Source organism: Micromonospora mirobrigensis, assembly GCF_900091555.1.
In the GTDB taxonomy this organism is placed as follows: domain Bacteria; phylum Actinomycetota; class Actinomycetes; order Mycobacteriales; family Micromonosporaceae; genus Micromonospora; species Micromonospora mirobrigensis.
The window spans coordinates 72,178-87,900 of sequence record NZ_FMCX01000007.1 but is presented as its reverse complement, the minus strand read 5'-3'; the positions used below and the strand labels follow the sequence as shown (position 1 = coordinate 87,900).

Below are 15,723 nucleotides of genomic sequence, written 5' to 3'. Positions count from 1 at the left end.
AGGCGGATGGGTGTCGGGGGAGGGGAGGTGGTCAGTGGCCGAACGCGGCCCGCCGCGGGCTGATCCCGGACGTGATGCTGACCCCCTGCACGTGGGTGGTCTTGAGGATCGGGTAGTTGGCCTCGCCGAAGGCGCCGCTGGTCAGCCCGGTGCCGCCGTGCGTCGGCACGTACGGCAGGAAGCCGATGTGCGAGTCGTTGACCTTCAGCAGGCCGCCGTTGTGCACCCGCCGGACGAACTCGTCGATCACCTGCTCGGAGCCGGACCAGAGCGAGTTGCGCAGGCCGTACTCGTTGGCGTTGACGAAGGCGAGCACCAGGTCGAGCAGCTCGTCGTCGGGCGCCGCGGGCGGCACCACGAACGGCAGCAGCGGGAAGAACGTCTCGTGGCGTACGACGTCCAGGTCGCGGGCGCCGGCCAGCCCCTCCACCCGGACCACCGTGGGTTCGAGGAAGACGCCGGCCTCCGACGGCGTGCCGTCCAGCTCGACCCGACGGCCGCCGCAGGCGATGGTGGCGCCCTGGTCGACGGCCCGGGCCAGCAGCTCGAAGAACTTCTCGCTGCGCCGCACCGGGGCCAGCAGCACCCCCTCGTCCTCCGGGTAGCCGGGCCGGATCTGCGCGGCCCGCTCGACGACCAGGGCGAGCAGTTCGTCGGCGATGGCCGGGTGGGCCACCACGTAGTTGGGGACCATGCAGATCTGGCCGGAGCCGACGAAGCTCTCGGTGATCGCCTCGGCGGCCAGGGCCAGGTCGGCGTCGTGCCAGACCACCAGGCCGTCGTTGCCGGCGAGCTCCAGGATCGGCTTCTTGCCCCGCTCCACGCACTCGCGCTGGATCCGCATCCCCTCCTCGGTGCCGCCGAAGTAGAAGATGTCGTCGACCAGCGGGTGGGTCAGCCAGCGGTCGATCACCTCGACCGGCTTGCCGCAGATCACGTTGACCGTGCCGGGCGGGGCGTCGAGCTCGCGCAGCACCGGCGCGACCAGCTCACGGACCAGGAACATGGTGCTCAGCGGCACGCTGCGCGGGGCCCGGATCACCACCGCGTTGCCGGCCATCAGCGACAGCACGGCCAGCGCGGCGCTCGGCGCCGGGGCGTTCTGCGGCGGGTTGACGCAGACCACCCCGTCGGGCAGTTGGCGGACGATCAGCCGCCGCTCGCCGTGGGTGAACTCGGCGTGCATCTGCTGCTCGTACCAGGCCAGGTTCTCCTCGCTGAGCACCTGGAGCAGGCAGCTCAGCTCCCACTTCGCCACGGTGCGCGGGTGCGCCTCGGCGACCAGCAGGTCGACGAACTCGTCCCAACGGGCCAGCAGCCGCTCGCGGAACCGGCGGCCCAGTTCGAGGCGTCGGGGCAGCGGCGTGGCGGCCCAGGCCGGGGCGGCGGTCGCCGCGGCCTCCACCGCCGCGTCGATGTCCGCGGCGCCCGCGACGGCGCACCGGCCGACGACGTACGGGTGGTGCACGGCGTCGGAGTCGGGGTCGCGTTCCAGGCTCCGCTTGAGGCTGACGCTGGTGAAGACGTCCTCCAGCATCGACCGCGAGCTGACCGTGTAGACCCAGCCCACCCCGTCGACGTCCTTGTCCCCGATGTACGAGCGGTAGCTGCGCTGGCGGGCGTCCGACACGGGCGTTCCCGGCGGGACCTCCTCCGCGGAATGCGGCAGTTTCGTCGAGACCGGCATTGAGATCAGTTCCCTCCGACGTGTCGCCGCGATCGCGGCAATCAATTTCTGCCCAGCCGGCCGTCGCGCCTTCCGCCGTTCCGCACGGATCGCGGCGGCGGCGCCGGCGGTTGTGCCACACCGTCCGGATGGTTGCCGAACCGATGTTCACCGACCTTGCTGATGCGCCACTGACGGCGGACTGATGCAGTCCCGATGACCGGACCAGGTCGCGCCCGCGCGTTCCGCGTACCGGCCTGAGCTGCGGCGATGTCCGGCTGTCGGCTCGGCGACGGTGAATCGGGGCGATCGACGGGTCCCGGGGCGCGCTCGGTGCGCGACGGGGATCCTTGACGTAGGAGGTAATTGCCTGGCCGCCGGCTGTCTCACTACCGTCCATTGGCATGCGGCACGCAGATTGCGACGGAATTATGATTGCGTTGCTCCGGCAGGGGTGGCAGCGCCGTCATTCCGCGCAGGCTCGTGCCGACAATTTCCCGACACCCGACCCGCCGGCGCCGGCGGTCCCGCCGCCCGCCGCCCCGCCCGAGGCGCTCTCGTCGTCCGTGCTGACCCTGCTCTACGGCCACGAACCGTTCCTGGCCTGGGTGATGGGGCCGGACTGGGAACTGCTGGCCAGCAACCACATGCTGGACGCCCTGGTCGGGCCGGTCGACCCGGAGCTGCTGGCGCCGCCGGTGAACGTGCTGCGACTGATCCTGCACCCGCGGGGCATGGCGCCGAGGCTGGACAACCTGGACGAGGTGCACACCCACCTGCTGCGCCGGCTGCGCCGCCAGGTCGAGCTGATCGGCGGCGAGCCGCTGCGCCGGCTGGAGCGGGAGGTACGCGGCTACCGGACGGTGCCGGAGCCCGCCCCGCTCGCCACCAACCCGATCGCCGTGCCGGTCCGGCTCCGGGTCGGCTCCACCGTGCTCAACCTGATCAGCACCGCGGTCTTCTTCGGCACCCCGTGGGAGGGGACGCCCAGCGGAGTGACCGCCGAGTGTGTGTTCCCGGCCGACGAGGCCACCCGGCGCTACCTGTTCGCCGATCCCACCGAACGGCCGCCGCCCGACTGACCCCGACACCTCGCCGAGGAATGTCGATCCATAGCGAAAGGGAAGATCCCATGTCCTCCATGCAGGCCTCCAACCCCGTCTCGACCCCCACCCGAGCGGCGAACGACCGGCTGCTGCGCCTGGTGTTGAAGCTCGACGCCGTGGTCACCGCCGTCAACGGCGTCGCGTACCTGGCCCTGGCCGGGGTGCTGAACGACCTGTTCGGCTACCCGACCGGCGTGCAGTACGAGGTGGGCGCTTTCCTGCTGGTGTACGGCATCGCGGTCTGGGTGACCGCGACCCGGCCGGTGGTCAGCCGGGGCGCGACCAAGCTCTGGATCGCCGTGAACGTGCTGTGGGTGGTGCTCAGCCTGGTCGTCGTCGCCACCGGCGCGATCGAGGCCACCACCCTGGGCAAGGTGTGGATGGTGCTCCAGGCCGTGGTCGTGGGCGCCTTCGCCGCTCTTCAGGCGTACGCGCTGGGCAAGGCCGACCGCGCCTGAGGCGCCGACCGGCGAACACGGTCGAAGGCTGGTCACCGGTGCTCCGGTGACCAGCCTTCACCCCGCCGGTGACCAGCGCGATCACCCTCGTCTCCGGGGCGGCGGAGGGGGTCGGCGTGCGGCGATCTTGGCATCGGGTAGAGTTTCCCCCGTCGCCGACGAACACCGGCGGCACGCGGACGTAGCGCAGCTGGTAGCGCATCACCTTGCCAAGGTGAGGGTCGCGGGTTCGAATCCCGTCGTCCGCTCGCAGCACCTCACGGGCGATTGGCGCAGTGGGAGCGCGCTTCCTTGACACGGAAGAGGTCACTGGTTCAAACCCAGTATCGCCCACCGGAAGAAATTCGATCGATGGCGAAAGCCCGGCTCGTCGAGCCGTGCTTTCCGCTTTCCGGCCGCCGACGCTTCTGCCCTCGGCAGAGATCACCGCCGGGCGCTTCCCGTCGACCGGTCGCCCCGGGCAGGCTGGACGCCGTGAGACTTCTGGTGCTGGGCGGGACCGGTTTCGTCGGCGGGGCCACGGTCGCCGAGGCGGTCCGCCGCGGCTGGGACGTGACGGTGTTCAACCGGGGCCGGCACGGGTCGACACCCGAGGGCGTCCGACGGCTGCGCGGTGACCGCCTCGCCCCCGGCGGCCTCGACGCGCTGGCCGGCGGCGCCTGGGACCTGGCCGTGGACACCTGGGACGGCGCGCCCCGGGCGGTGCGCGACGCGGCGAGGTCGCTGGCCGGCTCCGTCGGCCACTACGGCTACGTCTCCAGCGGCTCGGTGTACGTCCCGCCGGCGCCACCCGGCGTGGGCGAGGAGGCGCCGGTGGTCGGGTCGTCCGCCGACGCCGACGACGGCGACTACCCGGCGAACAAGGCCGGTGGGGAGCGGGCCGCCGTCGAGGTGTTCGGCGACCGGGCGCTGCTGGCCCGGGCCGGGCTGATCCTCGGGCCGGGGGAGGACATCGGCCGGCTGCCGTGGTGGCTGAACCGGATCGCCCAAGGCGGCCCGGTGCTGGCACCCGGCCCGGTGGACCTGCCGCTGCAGTACGTCGACGTCCGCGACCTGGCGGCGTTCCTGCTCGATCAGGGCGCGGCCGGGCTCGGCGGGCCGGTGAACCTGGTCAGCCGGACCGGTCATGCCAGCATGGGTGAGCTGCTGGCCGCCTGCGTGGCGGCCACCGGTTCCGCCGCCGAGCTGCGGTGGGTCTCACCGGATCGGCTCCTCGCAGCCGGCGTGCAACCGTGGAACGACCTGCCGATCTGGATTCCCCCGGGCCACGAGTACCGCTGGATGCAGCAGCGGGACGTCAGCCGGGCGTACGCGGCCGGGCTGAGCTGCCGCCCGGTCGGCGAGACCGTCGCCGACACCTGGCGGTGGCTGCGCCGGGTTGGCTCGGTGCCCCCGCGCGCCGGCCGCCCCGCCCGCGCCCCGGTCGGCCTGGACGCCGACCGCGAGGCCGCCCTTCTCAAGGCGCGCTGAACCGGTCACGCAGAGTCCGCCCGCCGGGCGCGATGCGTAGATCGCCCGTTGCGTCCTGACGGCAAGTGACGGACGTAGACAGGCATCGACGTGAGCCTTAGAGTTCGCGCGACTGGTTCACATCCTTCACGGGGGTTGAGATGGTGCCTGGCCGCTCGATGCTGCCTGCCTTCTTTCTGAGACGTTCCCGGATCACCGCCGCCGGCGCTGCGGCCGTGGTCATGAGTTCCCTGCTGGTGGCGCCGTCGCCCGTCGAGGCGGCGGCGCCGTTGTCTGCCCCGGCGGCTCCCGCGGGTCCGTCGGTCGCTCCGGACGCCGGCTCGGCCGCCGCCCGGGCGAAGCGGTCCGGCGTCCGGGTCGAGGTCGCCTCGGCCCGCACCGAACTCACGCAGGTCTTCGCCAATCCGTCGGGTGGGTTCACCTCCGAGTCGGCCGTCGTGCCGCAACGGGTGCGCCGTGCCGACGGAGCCTGGGCGGATGTCGATCTGAACCTGCGTCCGGGGGCCGACGGGTCGCTGCGCCCGGGGGTGTCCGTGGCCGACGTGCGGTTCTCGGCGGGGGGCAACGGCCCGGCGGTGACTCTCCTGCGGCAGGGGAAGTCACTGACCCTGTCCTGGCCGGGTGGTCTGCCGAAGCCGACGGTCAGCGCGGATTCCGCCACCTACGCGGAGGTGCTGCCCGGCACGGACCTGGTGCTGCGGGCCACCCGGACGGGCTTCACGCACGTGTTCGCGGTCAAGACGCCGCAGGCGGCGGCGAACCCGGCGTTGCGGACGCTGCGATTCGACCTGGGCGGCGACGCCCGGGTGGTGCGCGGGGCCGACGGTCGACTGTCGGCGGTGGCCGGCAGCGACGTCCTCGCCGCCGCGGAACCGGCGGTGATGTGGGACTCCGCCAGCACCCCGTCCGCCACCTCGGCCCGATCGCTGGCCGCGAGCGGCGCGGATCAGGGCGGCGGGTCGCCGAGCCGGTCCTCGGCGGTGGCGCCGGGTGACGTCGCCCGGACCGCCGCCGTCGGCGTCGAGGTCGCCGGCGGCGACCTGGTGCTGCGTCCGGACGCCAAGCTGCTCGCCGGGGCCACCGCGTTCCCGGTGTTCATCGATCCGGCCTGGTCGACGGGGAAGACCCGCTGGGCTTACGCGACGAACGACAACAGCAACAACTCCGACCTCTCGGTGGCGCGGGTCGGCCGGGACCCGGACAGCGGGAAGATCTACCGGTCCTACTTCGACTTCCCGGTCGGCGCGCTCAAGAGCAAGCACATCCAGTCGGCCTACGTGCAGATGAAGCTCGACCACTCCTGGTCCTGCACGGACACGCCCACCTACCTGTTCCACACCGCCGGCATCGCCTCGACGCCGCGGACGAAGTGGGCGCCGGGGCTGATCGGCCTGAAGTCGTCGGCCAACTCCCACGCCAACGAGGGCTCGGGCTGCTCCGACTCGCCGCAGCCCGACATGACGGTGAACTTCACCGGCTCCTCGGTCACCAGCGTCATCCAGAGCCACGCCACCAACGGCTGGTCCAACATCACCCTCGGCTTCTGCGCGTGCAGCGCCACCAACGGTTCGGGTGAGTCCACCACCGACCGGTGGAAGAAGTTCTTCCCGAACAACGCCAAGCTCGTCGTCGACTTCGACAACATCCCCGGCGCGCCGACCAACCTTCAGGCCGGCGGAGTGGCCTGTGTGAGCGGGCAGCGCATCGCCATCGGCAGCCCGACGCCGACCCTGTCGGCGATCTTCCGGGACGCCGACACCACCCAGGCGCTGCGGACCGCGTACGAGTGGTTGCAGATCCCCAGCACCGGCACCTACAACGACGCCACCCCGCGCAAGACGGCCCCGGCGGGCGCGTCGGTGCCGGCGAACGGGCGGTCCACCACCGCCGGGCTCTCCGGGGTGGTCGACGGCGTGTCGTACGCCTTCCGGGCCCGGGCCACCGACCCGGCGCCGTACAGCAAGACGGGCGCCTGGTCGGCGTGGTGTGAGTTCACCGTCGACCGCAAGGTCCCGCCGGTGACCGTCGAGTTGTCCTCGGCCAACCCGAGGCCGCTGCCCGGCACGGTGGCCTCCTTCGGCTTCAAGACCACGGACCTGACGGTGACCAAGTTCCACTACGGCTGGACGTCGCCGACCATCGAAGTGCCCGCCAGTCGCGCCTGCGTCGGGGTCGTGGGCGGCGGATCCGTCTGCTACCAGGTCGGCGGCGCCTCGGTCGTCGTGCCCAAGTACGGCATGAACACCCTGCACGTCGACGCGATCGACGGGGCCGGCAACGAGGGCCACGGATCGGTCGAGTTCACGGCCGACCGCCCGTCACCCGCGGTGGCCCGCTGGGGCCTGGAGAGCTTCCCCGGTGTGACGCAGGCGCAGGCGCTCGCCGACAGCCAGCCGGCGCTGGCCGGCGACACCCCGCTCACCCCGTCCGGCACGGCCTGGGCGAGCGACGTCCGGCTGGTCGGCGGTCAGACCGTGGACTTCAACGGCGCGACCTCGTACGCCTCCACCGGTGCGCCGGTGATCGACCGGAGCAAGTCGTTCAGCATGGCGGCCTGGGTGAAGCTCGGCAAGCAGGGCGACGCCCTGCCCACCGACAACCGGGTGATCGTGTCGCAGGAGGGCGACACCACCTCCAGCTTCACCCTCGGCTACCTGGCCGACGGCGGGCGGAAGAAGTTCGCGATCTGGGCGCACACGGTGGACGCCAACCCCACCACCGCGTACGCGACGGCGGTGGCCCCGACGTCGCCGACGATGGGGGTCTGGACCCACGTCGCGGGCGCCTACGACGCGGCCGCCGGCACCTTCGTCCTCTACGTCAACGGCGTCCAGGTCGCCTCGACGGCGCTGGGTCTCGACGGCAGCCTGAAGCCGTGGCCGACGGCCCGCCGGATCTCGGTGGGGCGTGAGTGGCACTACTCGGCCGCGACCACGAAGTACTGGCAGGGTCAGCTCGCCGACGTGCAGATCTTCGACCGCGCGGTCGTGCCGCAGGACTTCACCGGCCAGCTCAAGGAGGACCCCACCTCCGGCGGCTTCGACGAGCCGGGCATGCTCAGCTCGGTCCAGGTCGGCGACTGGAACTTCACCGGCGCGACCCCGTGCTGGCAGGAGTCGACCGATCCGACGCTGTGCAACGCGCCGGAGGCGGGGCAGTTCGGCCGCCGGCTGGCGCTGACCCTGGGCACCGATGTCGGCAGCGACGGGCGCGACTTCCTCTCCTTCGACTCGCACGCGCTCGCCGACCCGAGCCAGGCGACCATCGAGTACGGCCGTTCGCTCAGGGACGTGGGCGGCGGCAACTGGCAGGAGACCCCGGTGCTGCGCACCGAGGACTCGTTCTCGGTGTCGGTGTGGATGCGGCCCGAGTCGCTGGGCTCCACCCAGACGGCGGTCGCCCAGGCCGGGGCGAAGCAGTCGGCGTTCTACCTCGGCCTGCGGACGAAGAACATCAGCGGGACGCTGGAGAACCGTTGGTGCTTCAGCCTCTTCGGCGTTGACAGCACCCCGCTCAACGGCAACGCCGCGGACGCGCAGTCCGGCCTGCTCAACAGCGACGACCTGAACCACTGGACGCACCTGGTCGGGGTCTACGACCGGGGCCGCCGGGAGTCCCGCCTCTACGTCAACGGGGACCTGGTGGCGAAGCTTCCGTTCCCCACCGCCTTCACCGGCGCGTTCGGCGCCACCGGTCCGCTCTTCGTGGGCGCCGCCCGCTACACCTCGACGACCACCCCGCAGGTGGTGGATCTGGTGCAGGGTGACGTCGGCAACCTGGGTCTCTTCCAGGGCGCGCTGACCGACGTCGAGGTCAAGAAGATCAACGAGAAGTACGCCGGCGACGTCGTCACGCCGATCGAGTAATCGGCTCTGCGGTGGTGCGCCGACTCGACCGAGTCGGCGCACCACCGCCCCCCGACCTGATCCGTCAGCTCCTTCGAAGACTGGAGATCTGGGTGACACGCACAGGTTCAATGTCTGTTATATCCAATTTTGTGGTGAAACGCCGCCTCAGTGGCGGCCTGGCATTCGTGTTGAGCGGGGCGCTGGTGGCGGGGGCGCTGACGGCGCCGGCGCAGGCGGCCGTCAAGCCGAAACCCCACCTGAGCGCCCAGCAGGAGAAGCTGGACGCCGACGGCGCGCCGGCGAAGGGTCGGGCCCGGCCCGACCGCCCGGTGCGCAGCGCCGACCTCGCCGCCCCGGTCTGGCCCGCCCCCGGTAAGGCGTCGGTGGAGCTGCCGGCGACGTCACCCGGCGCCCGTGCGGCGACCGCGCCGACGACGCGGGCCGGCAACCTGCCGGTCACGGTCGGCCGGGCGACCGGCGCGGCCGGTGCCGGCACCCGGTCGGTCTCGGTGGAACTCCTGGACCGCGCCGCGGTGCCCGAGCAGTGGCGCGACGGCCTGCTGCTGCGGGTGGGGGGACAGGCCACGACGACCGCGTCGGCCCGGACCGCCGGACCGGCCACGGCGCAGGTCTCGGTGGACTACCGGGCCTTCAAGAACGCGTACGGCGCCAACTGGTCCTCCCGCCTGAAGCTGTGGCGGGTGCCGGAGTGCGCGTTGAGCACACCGGAGCGGGCCGGGTGTTCGGCCACGCCGCTGACGTCGCGCAACGAGGGCGGCTCGGTGAGCGCCGAGGTGCCGCTGCCGGCATCCGTTTCCGGGGCGCGGACCACCGCCGCGGCGTCCACCCTGGTGGCGTTGGCGGCCGGTGCCTCCGGCACGCAGGGCGACCTGGCCGCCACCCCGCTCTCGGTCAGCTCGACCTGGTCGGCGGGCACCTCGACGGGCGGCTTCTCCTGGTCGTACCCGATGCGGGTGCCGCCGTCGATCGGCGGCCCGGCGCCCAGCCTGGGCCTGGCCTACTCCTCCGACACCGTCGACGGGCAGTCGGACGCGTCGAACAGCCAGCCGTCCTGGATCGGCGAGGGCTTCGACTTCTGGCCCGGCTACATCGAGCGCGGCTACGTCGGCTGCTCGGACGACATGACCGGCGGCAACAACAGCACCAACCGCACCGGTGACCAGTGCTGGCGCTCGGAGAACGCCACCATGTCGCTCAACGGCCGCGGCACCGAGCTGGTCTACGAGGCCGGCAAGGGGTGGCACGGCCGCACCGAGGACGGCTCCAAGATCGAGAAGCTCACCGGCGCCACCAACGGCGACAACAACGGTGAGTACTGGAAGGTCACCACGACCGACGGCACCCAGTACTTCTTCGGCATGCACAACCTGCCCGGTCAGAGCGCCGTGACCGACTCGGCGTGGACCGTGCCGGTGGCCGGTAACCAGTCCGGCGAGCCCTGCTACAACACCAGCTTCGCCTCGTCCTTCTGCGACCAGGCGTGGCGCTGGAACCTCGACTACGTGGTCGACCCGCGCGGCAACACCATGTCCTACTGGTACACCCCCGAGGGCAACTACTACGCGCGCAACGCCACCTCCACCAGCAAGGCCAACTACGACCGGGGCGGCACGCTCAAGCGCATCGACTACGGCACCTGGGACCGGGGCGCCACCGACCGTTCGGTCAACCCGACCGCGCAGGTGCTCTTCACCGTCGCCGACCGCTGCGACGCGAGCTGCTCGATCCACGACGCGGCGCACTGGAAGGACGTCCCCTGGGACCAGGAGTGCACCTCCGCCGCGGCGAACTGCGGGGAGAACTACGCGCCCACGTTCTGGTCGACCAAGCGGCTGTCGAAGATCACCACCCAGGTGTGGGACACCACCAAGGCCACCCCGGCCTGGCAGCCCGTCGAGTCGTGGACGCTGAACCACAGCTGGCCCGCGGTCGGTGACGGCAGCGACCACGCCGGCATGTGGCTGACCTCGATCGTCCGGGCCGGCCTGGTCGGCGGCACCGACACCATGCCGCCGGTCACCTTCGAGCCGGTCTCGCTGCCCAACCGGGTGTTGACCAAGAACAACACCACGAACAACCGCATGCGGATGGGCAACATCGTCACCGAGACCGGCAGCAAGATCCAGGTGACCTACAGCCTGCCGGACTGCACCTCGGGCAACCTGCCCGCCACCACCTACGGCAACACCCGGCGCTGCTACCCGGTGATCACCCCGGACCCGTACGACTACGACGGGCCGGAGATCACCGAGTGGTGGCACAAGTACGTGGTCACCCAGGTCTCCGAGTCCGACCTGATGGTCGTCGTCGGCGGCACCGACCACGGCCAGCCGGTGCAGAACACCTTCTACAGCTACCTCGGCGGGGCCGCCTGGCACTACGCCGACGACAACGGCATGATCAAGCCGCGCCGCAAGACGTGGAACCAGTTCCGCGGCTACGCCCAGGTGGAGACCCGCAAGGGCGACGCGCCGGCCCAGACGCTGAGCCGCACCACGTTCCTGCGGGGCATGCACGGCGACAAGGCCTCCACCACCGGTGGAACGCGCAACGTGACGGTCGGCGCGTCACTGGGCAGCGAGACCGTGTACGACGAGGACCAGTTCGCCGGCATGGTCCGCGAGCAGGTCGTCTACGACGGCGACACCTCCCGGCCGGTCTCCAAGACGGTCAACGTGCCGTGGCGCTCGTCCGCCCTGGCCACCCGCACCATCAACGGCGACACGGTGACCTCCCGCTGGACCAACACCCGGGTCAGCTACACCGGCACCGCGCTCGGCGTCAACGGCGCCGGTGGCTGGCGGGTAACCAGCACCGAGTCCACCTTCGACGACACCTACGGCACCACCGTCTCCGCGCAGGACAACGGTGACCTGGCCAAGACCGGTGACGAGAAGTGCTACACCTACTCGTTCAACCGGAACACCGGCAAGAACCTCACCCAGCTGGTCAAGCGGACCACGGCCGTCGCGCTGAAGTGCGGTGTAGCGCCGACCAGCACCGCGGACGTGCTCGCCGACGAGCAGAAGTTCTACGACGGCGCGACCAGCCCGGACACCGCACCCAGCTACGGCGCCGTGACCCGGGTCGACAAGCTCAAGGACTGGTCGGCCGCCGCCGGCACCGTCTGGCAGACCGTGAGCAAGGCGACCTTCGACACCTTCGGCCGCCCGGCCACCGCCACCGACGACCGGAACAACACGGCCACCACCACCTACACGCCGGCCTCCGGCGGACCGGTGACCCGGGTGACCACCAGCTCGCCGGATCCCAACGGCGGCACCACGCCGTGGACCACCAGCATCGACCAGCTGCCGTACTGGGGCTCGCCGAGCCGGACCACCGACTACAACGGCCGGGTCTCGGACATGGAGTACGACCCGTCCGGGCGGCTGGCCCGCGGCTGGGAGATCGGCTGGGCCAAGGTCGACCACCCCACCAGCCCGTCGGTGCAGCACAGCTACGTCTTCGCCGCCAACCGGGACGCCTACCCGTACGTCAAGAGCAGCAAGCTGAACGCGGGCGGCGGCTACCTCACCTCGTACCAGATCTTCGACGCCTTCCTCCGCCCCCGGCAGAGCCAGGCGGCCGCGGTCGGCGGTGGTCGGGTCGTCACCGACACCCTCTACGACAAGGCCGGCCGCGCGGTCACCAGCTACCAGCCGCACGTCGAGCCGGGCACGGCGGCGGGCGGGCTCTGGTGGGAGCCGGAGTGGTCCGTCCCGGCGCTGACCAGGACGGTCTACGACAACGCGTCCCGGGCCACCGACCAGATCTTCTTCGGCACCGACGGGGTGACCAACCTGGTCGAGAAGTGGCGGACCACCACCCAGTACCTCGGTGACTCCACCAGGGTGACCCCGCCGGCCGGCGGCACCGTCACCACGGCGAAGACCGACGCCCAGGGCCGCACGGTCGAGCTGCTCCAGCGGGTCGACCCCACCCAGGTCAAGCCCGACCTGTCCACGAAGTACAGCTACAACAGGAAGGACCAGCTGGAGCGGGTCACCGACTCGCTGGGCAACGAGTGGGTCAACGCCTACGACGTCAAGGGCCGGCAGATCACCGCCAAGGACCCGGACAAGGGCACGACGACCACCGAGTACAACGACTACGACGAGCCGTCGAAGACCACCGACGCCAACGGCAAGGTGTTGCTCAACGAGTACGACTCGATCGGCCGGCGCACCGGCCTCTACGAGGGATCCATCGCGGCGGCCAACAAGCGGGCCGAGTGGACCTACGACAAGCTGTACACCGGCCAGACCGTGCGCGGGCAGCTCACCCAGAGCACCCGCTACGAGGCGACGAGCGGCACGACGTACGCCTACACCAACCGGGTCACCGGGTTCAACACCCGCTACCAGCCCACCGGCACCCAGTACGTCATCCCCACCGTCGAGGGCAACGGCCTGTCCGGGACCTTCGGCTACGGCATGGGCTACTCGCCGTACACCGGGGACCCGACCAGCCTCACCTACCCGGCCGGCGGCGGCCTGACCACCGAGACGGTCACCACCGGGTACGACGCCACCACCGGCCTGCCCACCTCGCTGAACACCAACCTGATCAACGTCGGGTCCTACGTCATCGGCCAGCAGTACACCGCCTACGGTGAGCCGAGCCTGACCACCCGCAAGACCAACGGCGGGGTGTACGTCGAGGACGCCACGTACTACGACCTGACCTCCCGTCGGGTCGACCGGTACAAGGTGCAGCCGGAGACGGCCGCCGGCACGGTGCAGGACACCACGTACCAGTACCAGGACATCGGCAACATCACCTCGATCAAGGACGCCCCGCAGGTCGGCGCCGCCGACGCCCAGTGCTTCGGCTACGACGGGCTGCGCCGGCTGACCCGGGCCTGGACGCCGAAGGCGGGCGTCGACTGCGCCACCGCGCCGTCGGTGGCCAACCTCGGCGGTCCGGCGCCCTACTGGTACGACTGGTCCGTCGACGACGTCGGCAACCGGCGTACCGAGACCGCCCACACCACCCTCGGTGACACGGTCCGCACCTACACCTCGCCCACCAGCGGCAAGGACGTGGTCCGCCCGCACGCCGTCACGTCGGTCGCCACCCAGGCGCCCGGTCAGTCGGCCGTCACCACGAAGTACGGCTACGACAACGCCGGCAACATGGCCTGCCGCCCGGCGAGCGCCGCCGCCAACGACTGCGCCACCGGCAGCAACTCGCAGGTGCTGAGCTGGAACAGCGAGGGCAGGCTCGCCTCGGTGACCGCAGCCGGCCAGTCGCTGGAGACAAACATCTACGACGCCGGCGGCACCCGCCTGATCCGGCGCGACGCCACCGGCACCACCCTCTACCTGCCCGGGCAGGAGATCCGGCGGGCCACCAACACCGTGCTCACCGGCACCCGCTACTACAGCTTCGCCGGTGCCACGGTCGCCACCCGCAATTCCACCGGCCTGACCTGGCTCTACTCCGACCACCAGGGCACCCAGCAGGTCGGGATCGACGCCGCCGGCCAGCAGGTCACCGTCCGGCGGCAGACCCCGTACGGGGATCCGCGTGGCACCCAGCCGCAGTGGAGCAACTCGAAGGGCTTCGTCGGCGGCGACAAGGATCCGACCGGCCTGACCCACATCGGAGCCCGCGAGTACGACCCCGGCCTCGGCCGGTTCGTCTCGGTGGACCCGATCCAGGATCTGGCCGATCCGCAGCAGTGGAACGCCTACGCCTACAGCAACAACAGCCCGATCAGCTTCGCCGACCCGACCGGTCTGAAGGCGTGCTCCGACGACGCCTGCGGTCCGGGCGCGGACTACGAGGACCTCTACGGCAACTACGTCGAGGTCAAGGGCGACAACGACGGCTGCGGTGGAAGCTGCGGCGACAAGGAGTGGGCGGAGGCTCGGGCCGCCCATGATGCCGGCAACGGCAACGGCGGCGGCAGCAACGCGGGCAAGGGCGGCGGCGGCAAGGGCGGCGGCGGAAAGACCGGGCCCAGCGACGAGGACATCAAGCGCGCCAAGGAGGTCAAGAAGCAGAACGCCATCTCGATCATCATCAAGGCGGGCGGGCAGCTTCTCCTCGACTTCTTCGGCATCAACGACATCCTCGACTGCATCCACGGCGACCTCGGCGCCTGCGCGTGGACCCTGGTCGGAATGCTGCCCTGGGGCAAGGCGCTCCAGATGGCGAAGAAGATCAAACCGATCGCCAACACCCTCGCCAAGGGCGCCCGCGCCCTGATGAAGTGGTCCGACGACGTCAAGTGGGCCGACGACGTCCTCCAGCAGGCCGAGTCCTGCCTGATCAAGCACAGCTTCGCCGCCGGCACCAAGGTTCTGATGGCCAATGGCGACAAGGAGCCGATCGAGAAACTGAAGGTCGGCGACGAGGTCCTCGCCACGGACCCCGAGACCGGCGCCACCGAGCCCCGGCCGGTGACGAAGACGCATACCAACAACGACGTCGATCTGACCGACCTGACTGTCCTCGTCGAGGGCGGCGGGGAGTCGGTTCTCAAGACCACCCAGCACCACCCCTTCTGGAGCGCCGATCGGCAGGAATGGGTGGACGCGGCCGATCTGCGGGTCGGCGAACGGCTTCGCGCGCTTGACGGCAGCGAGGTGGCGGTCAAGTCCGTCCGGTCGTACTCCGGCGCGGAGGTCATGCACGACCTCACCGTCGCTGACATGCACACGTATAACGTCGTCTCGGGCCGGGCCACCGTACTCGTACACAACTGCGGCGGCACGATTCCCAATCACCTCGACACGTGTGAGTGCGCGACTGGCGGACCGATGCGGGTGAAGCTTGATCCGCCGAAGCGCGTACCTGAAATCGGAACCGCTCGTACCCGAGCCGGCGACGAGACGGCAGCCGACGCAGGTAAGGCTGACAAGCGATCGAAGGATGCCGTCAAGGCGATCGACGGCGTCGGGAAGATGTCTACCTCTTCCGTTCCAAACCCGCCTCAGCTGGCCAGTTCCGCCGACCCCAATGCCAGCCTCGGAGGCGCGCTGGTTGCGTGCGCAATTTGCGTCAGAGTGATATGGAGAAAAATAAGTGGTAAATAGGAGCTGATTTCTGGTCAATTGCCGCCCGCCCCGAGTGGATCTTTATGGGCTGCTCGGGCGGGCGGCAAGGGCGGGATCGTGGGCCTGTAGCATGTGCTGGTCGAGTGG

General features: G+C 70.8%; 6 protein-coding genes and 2 tRNA genes. 7 read left to right on the top strand and 1 reads right to left on the bottom strand.

Translation table 11 applies throughout. The features are described from left to right. Positions 1-31 precede the first annotated feature (31 nt). A complete protein-coding gene (locus tag GA0070564_RS22110) occupies positions 32-1,630 on the bottom strand; it encodes an aldehyde dehydrogenase family protein (RefSeq protein WP_245670151.1) in 1,599 nt (532 codons plus the stop codon). 476 nt (positions 1,631-2,106) lie between these two features. Between GA0070564_RS22110 and GA0070564_RS22105 the strand changes: the two genes are divergently transcribed. The 7 genes from GA0070564_RS22105 to GA0070564_RS22075 all read left to right on the top strand — a co-directional run bounded on the left by GA0070564_RS22105 (position 2,107) and on the right by GA0070564_RS22075 (position 15,615). Next, positions 2,107-2,748, top strand: a complete 642-nt coding sequence (locus GA0070564_RS22105) for an MmyB family transcriptional regulator (protein ID WP_141714837.1) — start codon at positions 2,107-2,109, stop codon at positions 2,746-2,748. Positions 2,749-2,798: 50 nt separating this feature from the next. Then, positions 2,799-3,230, top strand: coding sequence for a hypothetical protein (locus tag GA0070564_RS22100; protein ID WP_218104981.1), 432 nt, complete (start codon positions 2,799-2,801; stop codon positions 3,228-3,230). Between the two features lie 175 nt (positions 3,231-3,405). After that, positions 3,406-3,478: transfer RNA gene (locus GA0070564_RS22095), tRNA-Gly, on the top strand. A 13-nt stretch (positions 3,479-3,491) separates the two neighbouring features. Further along, positions 3,492-3,563: transfer RNA gene (locus tag GA0070564_RS22090), tRNA-Val, on the top strand. Positions 3,564-3,704: 141 nt separating this feature from the next. Then, complete coding sequence (locus GA0070564_RS22085) at positions 3,705-4,700, top strand: Rossmann-fold NAD(P)-binding domain-containing protein (protein WP_141714836.1); 996 nt, start codon at positions 3,705-3,707, stop codon at positions 4,698-4,700. A 221-nt stretch (positions 4,701-4,921) separates the two neighbouring features. Continuing rightward, the gene (locus tag GA0070564_RS22080; RefSeq protein WP_091611930.1) at positions 4,922-8,566 is read left to right on the top strand and encodes a LamG domain-containing protein; all 3,645 of its coding nucleotides are present in this window, start codon (positions 4,922-4,924) and stop codon (positions 8,564-8,566) included. Between the two features lie 134 nt (positions 8,567-8,700). After that, positions 8,701-15,615: a polymorphic toxin-type HINT domain-containing protein gene (locus GA0070564_RS22075; protein ID WP_141714835.1), complete on the top strand. Its 6,915-nt coding sequence runs from the start codon at positions 8,701-8,703 to the stop codon at positions 15,613-15,615. The last annotated feature ends 108 nt before the right edge of the window (positions 15,616-15,723 follow it).